Source organism: Pseudomonas sp. NFACC16-2 (assembly GCF_900119205.1).
GTDB lineage: Bacteria > Pseudomonadota > Gammaproteobacteria > Pseudomonadales > Pseudomonadaceae > Aquipseudomonas > Aquipseudomonas fluorescens_Q.
This window is the reverse complement of the sequence record NZ_FPIX01000078.1, coordinates 1-7800: the sequence shown is the minus strand read 5'-3', so window position 1 is coordinate 7800 and position 7800 is coordinate 1. Positions and strand designations below refer to the sequence as shown.

The window sequence follows — 7800 nt, the reverse complement described above, 5'->3', positions numbered from 1 at the left end:
GTTCCCACGCTCCTGCGTGGGAATGCCGCCAGGGACGCTCCGCGTTCCGCTTCTGGAAGTGACGCAGAGCGTCACGGGATGCATTCCCACGCGGAGCGTGGGAACGATCGGTTCACTGCCGCTTCAAGCCTCTGGCCAAAACGCCCGGATCCCCGCCACACCCTGCGCCCCGGCCTCCCAGGCTTTTTGTCGCTCGCCAGGCCCGACTCCGCCCAACAGATAAACCGGCCTGTTGAAGCCCTCGATCAAGCGCGCCGCCTCTGCCCACCCCAACGGCTGTGCATCGGGATGAGTCTGGGTCGGCTGCACCGGCGAGAGTGTCACGAAGTCCACGTCCATCTGCTGCGCCAGGGACAGTTCCTCGGCGTTATGGCAGGAGGCCGCCAGCCAGCGGTCCTTGCCGAACGGTCGACCGGCCGCTGCATGCTTGCGCAGTTGCGCGGCGGTAATGTGCCAGCCAGCGGAAGGAAAATCCCCCAGCCATTCGAACGGCCCCTTGAGCATCAACTGGGCCTTACCGGCACACAGCCCCGCCGCGTCCACCGCCAGATCGCGGTATTGCGGGTCGTAACCGTTGGGGGCACGTAGCTGGACCAACTTGATCCCACCAGCAATCGCCTTCTGCATGCCGCGCAGCAAGGCCGGTGTCTCAAGGCCGTCAGGTGTGATCAGGTACTCACCCGGCAAACGGGCCGCCGCGACAATCGGCTGATTGGCCGCCGGAAACTCATAATTCGTCAGTTCGCGGGCCGTCACCCAGGCCAACGGCTGCCCTTCGGCGCCGTGGGGCTGGCCGGTGAACGCCGAGACTTCCCAGACATCCAGCAACACCTGTTTGTCCGGGTAATCGTGGCGCACCTTGATCAACGGTCGGGCGGCATCGACGACAATGCACAACTCTTCATGAAGTTCGCGGGCCAGGGCGGTTTCGACGGACTCATCGGCCTCGACCTTGCCACCGGGGAACTCCCACAGGCCACCCTGGTGCTGGGTGTCGGCCCTTCGGGCGATCAGGATTTTACCGGCGGCGTCGCGAATGACCGCCGCCGCCACATGGACTCGTTTCACCGCGCAGTGTCCTCCAGGCCAGCTTGTTGCCACGCCTTGAACGCCGGCCATTGATAAAGGGTTTCGACGTAGGCCTCATCGACCTGCGGCAGTTTCACCTGATAAGTGCGCAAGCGCACGGCAACAGGAGCAAAAAACGCATCGACCAGGCTCACCCGGCCAAACAGGTAAGGACCGGTTTCGGTCGCCGCGGCACGGCATTCGGCCCACAACGCCAGCATCCGCTCGATTTCCACCTGGACGTCAGCAGGCATGGGTGACAGCGGTGCATCGTGCAGCAGGTCCATGGGCATGTTGCTGCGAATGGCGAAGAAACCGCTGTGCATTTGTGCACAAGCCGACCGCGCCTGAGCCCGGGCGGCAACGTCCTTGGGCCAGAGGCCGGCATCCGGGAACTGTTCGGCCAGGTATTCGGCAATCGCCAGGGAGTCGGCGATCACGCCGAACTCGGTCTTGAGCAGCGGAACCTTGGCCGTGGCCGAATACTTGAGCAGCTTCTCGCGGGTATCGGGTTGGCCGAGCCTGACCAGCTCTTCGGTGTACTTCGCGCCGGTCAGCGCCAGGGCCAACGCGCCACGCAGGGACCAGGAAGATAGATCTTTGTCGCCGATGATCAGGTGCAGGGTCATGCTGGATTCCTTTCTTATGGTTCTGGGGTGTCTGTTCTGGCGCCATCGCTAGCAAGCTCGCGATGGCAGCAACTCGGTCCCGAGCCTGTTAAGTGCGGTACTCAGCGTTGATCTTGACGTACTCGTGGGACAGATCGGTGGTCCAGATGGTTTCGCTGCAATCACCCCGTCCCAGCTCGATACGGATGGTGATTTCTTCCTGTTGCATGACCGCCGCGCCCTGGGCTTCGGTGTAGGTCGCAGCGCGAGCGCCTTGGCTGGCGATGCAGACTTCGCCGAGGAACACGTCGATCTTGCTCACGTCCAGCTCAGGCACGCCGGCCCGGCCAACGGCGGCGAGAATGCGGCCCCAGTTAGGATCGGAGGCGAACAGCGCGGTCTTGATCAGCGGCGAGTGGGCCACGGTGTAGCCAACATCCAGGCATTCCTGGTGATTGCCACCGCCGTTAACCTGCACGGTCACGAACTTGGTCGCGCCTTCGCCGTCACGCACGATGGCCTGGGCCACTTCCATGCACACTTCAAACACCGCCTGCTTCAACGCCGCGAACAGCGGGCCGCTGGCTTCGGTGATTTCCGGCAGGCTGGCCTTGCCGGTGGCGATCAACATGCAGCAATCGTTGGTGGAGGTGTCGCCGTCGATGGTGATGCGGTTGAACGACTTGTTGGCGCCGTCAAGCATCAGGTCTTGCAGCACTTGGCGCGAGACTTTGGCGTCGGTGGCGATGTAGCCAAGCATGGTTGCCATGTTCGGGCGGATCATGCCAGCGCCTTTACTGATACCGGTGACAGTGATGGTCACGCCATCGTGCTCGAACTGGCGGCTCGCGCCCTTGGGCAAAGTGTCGGTGGTCATGATGCCGGTGGCGGCGGCGGCCCAGTTGTTTTCCGACAGATCATCGAGAGCGGCTTGCAACGCACCTTCGATCTTCTCGACCGGCAGCGGCTCGCCGATCACGCCGGTGGAATACGGCAGCACCTGGCTGGCGTCGACACCGGTCAGTTCCGCCAGCTTGGCGCAGGTGCGCTCGGCAGCGGCCAGGCCTGGCGCGCCGGTACCGGCGTTGGCGTTACCGGTGTTGGTCAGCAAGTAACGCACCGGTCCCTGCACGCGTTGCTTGGCCAGGATGACCGGCGCGGCGCAAAAGGCGTTGAGGGTGAACACGCCAGCGACCGTCGAACCTTCGGCGCAACGCATGACCACGACATCCTTGCGCCCGGGGCGCTTGATGCCCGCCGAAGCGATACCGAGTTCAAAACCGGCGACCGGGTGCAACGTGGGCAACGGACCAAGACCAACAGCCATGAATGCGCTCCTAAATGAGATGTATATCGACGCCGTCCTCATCGAGACGGCGAATCAAAATGGCAAAACGCCGCGACGGATAAAATCCGGTCGCGGCGCGGGTGGTTCAGCGTTGGAACGGGCTTATTGGATCTGCCCGTGGCAATGCTTGTATTTCTTGCCCGAACCGCAATAGCACAGTTCGTTACGACCCAGCTTCTGCTCGTTGCGCACCGGTGCGGTCGCCAAGGCGACATCCACATCGACGCCCTCTTCGGCGACCACTTCCAGGCCAGGGGCTTCGGCGTGTTCGAATTGCAAGCGCGCAGCCAGGGCTCCGGCTTCCTGGCGCAGGCGGGCTTCTTCTTCGGCCGGGTCTTCGCGGCGAACCTGAACGTGAGACAGCACACGGATCGAGTCGCGCTTGATCGAGTCGAGCAACTCGGAGAACAGCGTGTAGGACTCGCGCTTGTACTCCTGCTTCGGGTTCTTCTGGGCGTAGCCGCGCAAATGGATACCGTGACGCAGGTGGTCCATGGTCGACAGGTGGTCTTTCCACAGGTCGTCCAGCACCCGCAGCACAATCTGCTTCTCGAAGGAGCGCAGCGCTTCGGCACCGGCCTGGTCTTCTTTCTCGTTGTACGCGGCGATCAGTTCGGCCAGCAGCTTCTCACGCAGGGTTTCTTCGTACAGGTGATCGTCTTCGTCGAGCCATTGCTGGATCGGCAACGCCACGCCGAAGTCGCTCTGCAAGGCGGCTTCCAGGCCGGCGACGTCCCACTGTTCCGGCAACGATTGCGGCGGAATGTGAGCGCTGACGGTGGCGTTGAGCACGTCCTGGCGGAAATCGGCGATGGTTTCGCCAATGTTGTCGGCGGCCAACAAACTGTTACGCATGTGATAGATCACTTTACGCTGTTCGTTGTTGACGTCGTCGAACTCCAGCAGTTGCTTACGAATGTCGAAGTTGCGGCCTTCGACCTTGCGCTGGGCCTTCTCGATGGCGTTGGTCACCATGCGGTGCTCGATCGCCTCGCCCGGCTGCATGCCCAAGGCCTTCATGAAGTTCTTCACCCGGTCAGAGGCGAAGATGCGCATCAGGCTGTCTTCCAGGGACAGGTAGAAACGGCTGGAACCGGCGTCGCCTTGGCGACCGGCACGGCCACGCAGTTGGTTATCGATACGACGCGACTCGTGACGCTCGGAAGCGATCACCTGCAAACCGCCGGATTCGAGCACCTGTTGGTGACGTTTCTGCCAGTCGGCCTTGATCTGTGCGATCTGCTCGGGGGTCGGGTTTTCCAGGCTGGCGACTTCCACTTCCCAGTTGCCGCCCAAGAGGATGTCGGTACCACGACCGGCCATGTTGGTGGCGATGGTCAGCGCACCCGGGCGACCGGCCTGGGCGATGATCTCGGCTTCCTTCTCGTGGAACTTGGCGTTGAGGACCTTGTGCTCGATGCCTTCCTTGTTGAGCAGGGCGGACATGTGCTCGGAAGTCTCGATGGTGGCGGTACCCACCAGGATCGGACGGCCCTGGGCCATGCCTTCCTTGATGTCGTTGATGATCGCCGCGTACTTCTCTTCGGCGGTCAGGAACACCAGGTCGTTGTAGTCTTTACGGGCCAATGGCTTGTTCGGCGGAATCACTACCACTTGCAGGCCGTAGATCTGGTGGAATTCGAACGCTTCGGTGTCGGCCGTACCGGTCATGCCGGACAGCTTGTTGTACAGGCGGAAGTAGTTCTGGAAGGTGGTCGAGGCCAGGGTCTGGCTCTCGGCCTGGATGTTCAGGCCTTCCTTCGCTTCGATGGCCTGGTGCAGGCCTTCGGACAGGCGACGACCCGGCATGGTACGGCCGGTGTGTTCGTCCACCAGTACGACCTGGCCGTCCTGCACGATGTATTCGACGTTGCGATGGAAGAGCTTGTGCGCACGCAGGCCAGCATAAACGTGGGTCAGCAGGCCCAGGTTGTGGGCCGAGTACAGGCTCTCGCCTTCAGCCAGCAAACCAATACGGGTGAGCATCTCCTCGACAAACTGGTGACCCGCTTCGTTGAGCTCGACCTGACGGGTCTTCTCGTCAACGGTGTAGTGTCCGGCCTGGGTCACTTCGCCTTCGACTTCCTCGACGTGCAACTTGAGCTGCGGGATCAGCTTGTTGATCTCGATGTACAGCTTGGAGCTGTCCTCGGCCTGACCGGAAATGATCAGCGGGGTACGGGCTTCGTCGATGAGGATGGAGTCCACTTCGTCGATCACGGCAAAGTTGAGTTCACGCTGGAATTTTTCTTCCATGCTGAACGCCATGTTGTCGCGCAGGTAATCGAACCCGAATTCGTTGTTGGTGCCGTAGGTGATGTCGGCGGCGTAGGCGGCGCGCTTCTCTTCCGGCGGCTGGAACGGCGTGACGACACCGACAGTCAGGCCGAGGAATTCATAGAGCGGGCGCATCCAGTTGGCGTCGCGGCGGGCTAGGTAGTCGTTGACCGTCACGACGTGCACGCCCTTGCCGGACAGTGCGTTGAGGTACACGCCCAGGGTCGCCACGAGGGTCTTGCCCTCACCGGTACGCATTTCGGCGATCTTGCCTTCGTGCAAGGTCATGCCGCCGATCAACTGAACGTCGAAGTGGCGCATGCCCATGATCCGCTTGCCGGCTTCACGGGCGACCGCAAAGGCTTCAGGCAGGAGCTGGTCAAGGGTTTCCCCCTTGGCGATGCGGTCCTTGAATTCGGCAGTCTTGGCGCGTAACTGATCGTCCGAAAGGGCCACCATTTGCTCTTCGAAGGCATTGACAGTCTGTACCGTCTTGAGCATGCGCTTGACTTCACGCTCGTTCTTGCTTCCAAAAAGTTTCTTTAACAAAGGCGCAAACATATCGGCAGGATCTTCCACACTAAAGGGATGGAGGGCGGCCCCGTGAGTCGCCCGTGCAGCCCTCATGGCCGCATGCGAACGAGCATTCTACCCGGAAACGATGGAGAGGAAAGTGGCGTTATTCCACGATGCTGGCACAGCGCTGTGACGGGGCCTGCATAAAATAAGGGCTTTTGCGCGAACTTCAACCCACAAAAGGCAGAAGTTACGCTTTGGTTGCGCGGATAAAAGCCGCTGGGTATCAGGCCGAGGCGTGCCCAGCGCTTTCTGCTACCATGGCACCTCTGTCACTTGCGGTATTCATTCATGGCCTTCCGCCCTCTTCCAGCCAAGGCACCCGCCGTTCTGCTGCGCGAAGCCAAGCCGCTGAAAGCCATCTTCGGCCACGCCAGACGCCTGGGCCACTTGCAGCGCCTGCTCGACAGCCAGTTGCAGCCTGCCGCGCGCGAGCATTGCCACGTGGCGTCCTGGCGCGAAGGCAGCTTGCTGCTGATTGTCACCGACGGCCACTGGGCCACGCGTTTGCGCTATCAGCAAAAGCGTCTTTTGCGTCAATTGCAGGTGTTCGAAGAATTCGCCAGTCTGACGCGGATTTTGTTCAAGGTGCAGCCGCCTACGGTGCAGGTGGGCGTCAAAGGGCACACGCTGGATTTGTCCACCGACGCCGCGGCGACCATCCAGGCTACGGCGGATGGCATTAGCGATCCCAATCTGCGGGCGGCGTTGGAGCGGTTGGCGGCGCATGCTCGGCCCAAGGATTGATCTGGCGGTCTCGGTTGGGTGTGGGACCGCTATGGGCGGGGGGGTTGTAGTTTGTGTGTATATCCGTTTCTGCGGTAACGGCTGCTTAGGGTTCCGCCCTGACGGCGGGTCACTTTCGAAAAGCGCGAAAGTAACCAAAGCGCTCCTGCCCCACCACTTGGCACCTCGCCTAGGCTCGGTGTGCCCTCACTCCGGCATTGCTCCGTGGGCCCGCTGCGAAGGGCCATCCATGGCCCAGCGCAGCTATCCCGGCATCCATGCCGGGATGCCCACTCCACAATGCCTGCGTTCGGCCATCGTGGTTAATGGGGCGCCGAGATCAACGTCCACCGCGAGGCGGCCTGAGAGCCGACCTGGTTGGGAGTGAACGCGTCCCTCCTGTGGGAGCGAGCCTGCTCGCGAAGGCGGTGTCACTGTCGATGAAAGATGTTGAATGGGCTGGCCTCATCGCGAGCAAGCTCGCTCCCACAGGTTTTTGTGTCGCATGCAGATGCTGTGAACACCCGCAACTCCATGTGTGCGAGCTTGCTCGCGATAGCGGTGGTTCAGCCACATAAATGCTGGAAGTGCTCTGCTCTGCTCTTGCTCTGCTTTTGCTCTGCTTTTGATCTTGATCTGGGCGGCCCCGTTAAACCACGCTGGCCGAACGCAGGCATTGCGCAGTGGGCACCTCGGCATGGATGCCGAGGTAGCCGCGCTGGACCATGGATGGTCCTTCGCGGCGGGCCCACGGAGCAATGCCGGAGTGAGGGCATGCCGAGCCCAGGCGAGGCACCAAGTGGTGGGGCATGAGCGTTTTGCTTACTTTTGCGCTTTTCAAAAGTGAGCCGCTGTAAGAGCCAGCCCTTTCAAGGTCTTTTGGCTTTAGCTGCCTTGAGCACCCGATCCGTTGACACATGGGCATTCGCGGCTTTGCCTTCAAGCCACTCCTTTGACTTGGGCACTTTCGGGCCTCGTTTGCTCTTGGCGACCGCTTTGGGCTGTATATTTCGAGCGAGTGCGAGCAGGTACTGAGTCAGTCCTGCGGCGGGGATCGGGATGCATAGATATTCTGGCAAGGCTATTTGCATCCCCTCGTAACCGCTGCGTACCTGTACCGCTAGGTGAAAAATCGATGCTTCCCAATCATCGGGCAGGTTCTGGCGATGAGCCTGCTCGACGCTGCGCTTGAGCACG

The 7800-nt window shown here is 61.5% G+C and carries 6 protein-coding genes and 1 pseudogene; 1 reads left to right on the top strand and 6 read right to left on the bottom strand.

Features of this window, described 5'->3' with window-relative positions:
• Positions 1–123: 123 nt before the first annotated feature.
• The 4 genes from BT116_RS29805 to secA form a co-directional block, all read right to left on the bottom strand.
• A complete protein-coding gene (locus BT116_RS29805; RefSeq protein WP_072349351.1) occupies positions 124–1068 on the bottom strand; it encodes a Nudix family hydrolase in 945 nt (314 codons plus the stop codon).
• The gene (locus BT116_RS29800) at positions 1065–1697 is read right to left on the bottom strand and encodes a glutathione S-transferase family protein (protein ID WP_072349349.1); all 633 of its coding nucleotides are present in this window, start codon (positions 1695–1697) and stop codon (positions 1065–1067) included. Before BT116_RS29800 ends, BT116_RS29805 begins: the two co-directional genes overlap by 4 nt.
• Before the next feature lie 88 nt (positions 1698–1785).
• Positions 1786–3003, bottom strand: a complete 1218-nt coding sequence (argJ, locus tag BT116_RS29795; protein ID WP_057452545.1) for a bifunctional glutamate N-acetyltransferase/amino-acid acetyltransferase ArgJ — start codon at positions 3001–3003, stop codon at positions 1786–1788.
• Between the two features lie 123 nt (positions 3004–3126).
• Positions 3127–5862 carry a preprotein translocase subunit SecA gene (secA, locus tag BT116_RS29790; protein WP_072349347.1) on the bottom strand — a complete coding sequence of 912 codons (2736 nt, stop codon included), beginning with the start codon at positions 5860–5862 and terminating at the stop codon, positions 3127–3129.
• A 306-nt stretch (positions 5863–6168) separates the two neighbouring features.
• On the opposite strand from secA, the gene BT116_RS29785 reads away from it, so the two are divergent.
• Positions 6169–6624: a DUF721 domain-containing protein gene (locus BT116_RS29785; protein WP_072349345.1), complete on the top strand. Its 456-nt coding sequence runs from the start codon at positions 6169–6171 to the stop codon at positions 6622–6624.
• A gap of 628 nt (positions 6625–7252) precedes the next feature.
• On the opposite strand, the gene BT116_RS31190 is transcribed toward BT116_RS29785, so the two are convergent.
• Together BT116_RS31190 and BT116_RS29775 are read right to left on the bottom strand one after the other, a co-directional pair.
• The gene (locus BT116_RS31190) at positions 7253–7414 is read right to left on the bottom strand and encodes a nucleoid-structuring protein H-NS (protein ID WP_072349343.1); all 162 of its coding nucleotides are present in this window, start codon (positions 7412–7414) and stop codon (positions 7253–7255) included.
• A gap of 58 nt (positions 7415–7472) precedes the next feature.
• A pseudogene (locus BT116_RS29775) lies at positions 7473–7800 on the bottom strand (IS4 family transposase); the annotation flags it as partial.

Bases quoted from the DNA above. Each gene is read 5' to 3' on its own strand.
- BT116_RS31190 (WP_072349343.1), bottom strand. From the start codon at position 7,414: ATGCCCCACCACTTGGTGCCTCGCCTGGGCTCGGCATGCCCTCACTCC.
- BT116_RS29785 (WP_072349345.1), top strand. From the start codon at position 6,169: ATGGCCTTCCGCCCTCTTCCAGCCAAGGCACCCGCCGTTCTGCTGCGC.
- argJ (WP_057452545.1), bottom strand. From the start codon at position 3,003: ATGGCTGTTGGTCTTGGTCCGTTGCCCACGTTGCACCCGGTCGCCGGT.
- secA (WP_072349347.1), bottom strand. From the start codon at position 5,862: ATGTTTGCGCCTTTGTTAAAGAAACTTTTTGGAAGCAAGAACGAGCGT.
- BT116_RS29800 (WP_072349349.1), bottom strand. From the start codon at position 1,697: ATGACCCTGCACCTGATCATCGGCGACAAAGATCTATCTTCCTGGTCC.